Below are 1,820 nucleotides of genomic sequence, written 5' to 3'. Positions count from 1 at the left end.
AGGGTGTTCGTCCCGGTGGTGGCCCAGCTCGCTGAGGAAGCCGAGGGCGTGGACGGACTCCATGCGGACAAGCAGGCCGACATGCGCTCGTGACATTGAAGGCGCCGGATGGCCGCACGGCCATGCCGGTGTTCACGTCGGCGGCCGCCCTTGAAGCCTGGCATCCGCAGGCCCGTCCCGTCGCTGTTTATGCGGCCCGGGCGGCCCTGTCTGCCGTCTCCGAAGGAGCCCAGCTGCTCGTCCTGGATCCCGGTTCGGATGTCACCTTCGTCGTCCGCCGGCCTGCCATGTGGTCACTGGCACAGCAGCGCGACTGGACGCCGTCGTACCTTGATGATGAACTGGAGTCTGCTCTCAATTCCCTGGCAGGGATGTACCCGGCCGTGCGGCGCCTGGAGGTGCGGCCGGGATCTGGAATGGCGTCGCGCACGGCTGACGGATCGGCCATGGCCGGCGGGGGACCCGGGCCCGAATTGCGCGTGGTGCTGTACCTCGAAGACGGCCTGGACGCCGCCGCGGTGCAGGATCTCGTCTCCGGACTGAACGGGCGTTGGGCGCAGAACGAATTGTTCGCCGAGCGGGTTGACTCGATCGAGGTCAGCTTGCAGCGGGCGGCACAGTAGCCGAAGGCACAGGGGGAACGTCCTTGTCCTGCCCTCGGCAGAACAGAGGATGAGCTCGTGAATTTCTCTCTCTACCGGGAGATGCTGTCCATCACGTCCGTGCGGCGTCTCCTGCTGGTGGGCATGGTGGCCCGCATACCGCACTCGGCAGCGGGAGTCCTGCTCACCCTGCACATCGTGCTGACTTTGGGCAAGGGATATGCCGCCGCCGGTGCTGCCGCGGCGGTATTCACCATCGGCATCGCGATCGGCGCTCCGTGGCGGGGGCGGCGCGTGGACACTGTCGGCCTGCGCAAGGCGCTTATTCCTTCCGTTGTGTCTGAGTTGGTGATTTGGTCCGTGGTGCCGCACGTCAGCTACGAATGGATCCTCCCACTTGTCTTCGTCGGGGGCCTGTTGACGCTGCCCATCTTCAGCGTCATCCGCCAGTCCCTGGGGGTGCTGGTTGACGGCGAGCAGCGGCGTTCGGCCTATGCGCTGGACTCCATTGGCACCGAAGTGGTCTTCATGATCGGCCCCGCGGTGGGCGCGGTCGTGGCTACCAGCGGGTTCACGGCACTCGGCCTGACCATCGTGGGTGTGTGCACGTCGGCCGCCGGGCTCTTCCTTCTCTGGTTCAACCCGCCCACCCGCAGCGAGGGCGTCCTGGACGCCGGCCAGACGGCTGACCGGGATGCCGATGAGCTTCATGCGGCCGAAGCCGCGGTGGTGGCATCGGCTCCGGCCCATCTTCAGGAGGCGGCTTCGGAGATGGCTCCGACAGTGTCGCAACCTTCCGGGTTGCGGGGAAAGATGGCCCGGAACTTCACATGGTTCACCGCGGCGGTAGCCGCCGTGTTCGCCGTCGCCGCAGGATCCGGAATGGTCCTGAGCGGCACCGACGTCGGAATCGTCGCGGTGTTGCAGCGCGGCGGGCACGAGAGCGAGATCGGAACTGTCTTCTTCTTCTGGTGCGCCTCATCGGTAGTCGGCGGGCTCATCTACGGCGCCATGCACCGGCCCGTCTCGCCCATCCTGCTCCTGCTGGGAATGGCGGCATTGACCATCCCGATGGGCTTCGCCGGGGACACGTGGACCCTTGCATTGTTGTCTCTGCTTCCCGGCCTGCTCTGCGCGCCGGTGCTGTCCGCGGCGTCGGAAAAGGTCGCCGACATCGTGGATGAGGAGCGGCGCGGCGAGGCCATGGGCTGGTACGGC

At 67.0% G+C, this 1,820-nt stretch carries 1 protein-coding gene and 1 pseudogene; both read left to right on the top strand.

The genetic code is table 11. The annotated features are described in order from the left end of the window. A pseudogene (locus AHiyo1_RS04860) lies at positions 1-623 on the top strand (SseB family protein); the annotation flags it as partial. Between the two features lie 57 nt (positions 624-680). Beyond that, the coding region (locus AHiyo1_RS04855) for an MFS transporter (RefSeq protein WP_059387796.1) at positions 681-1,820 on the top strand (1,140 nt) is incomplete at its 3' end.

The sequence above is a fragment of the Arthrobacter sp. Hiyo1 genome (assembly GCF_001263615.2).
Taxonomy (GTDB): domain Bacteria; phylum Actinomycetota; class Actinomycetes; order Actinomycetales; family Micrococcaceae; genus Arthrobacter.
This window is presented reverse-complemented; position numbering and strand designations above follow the sequence as displayed.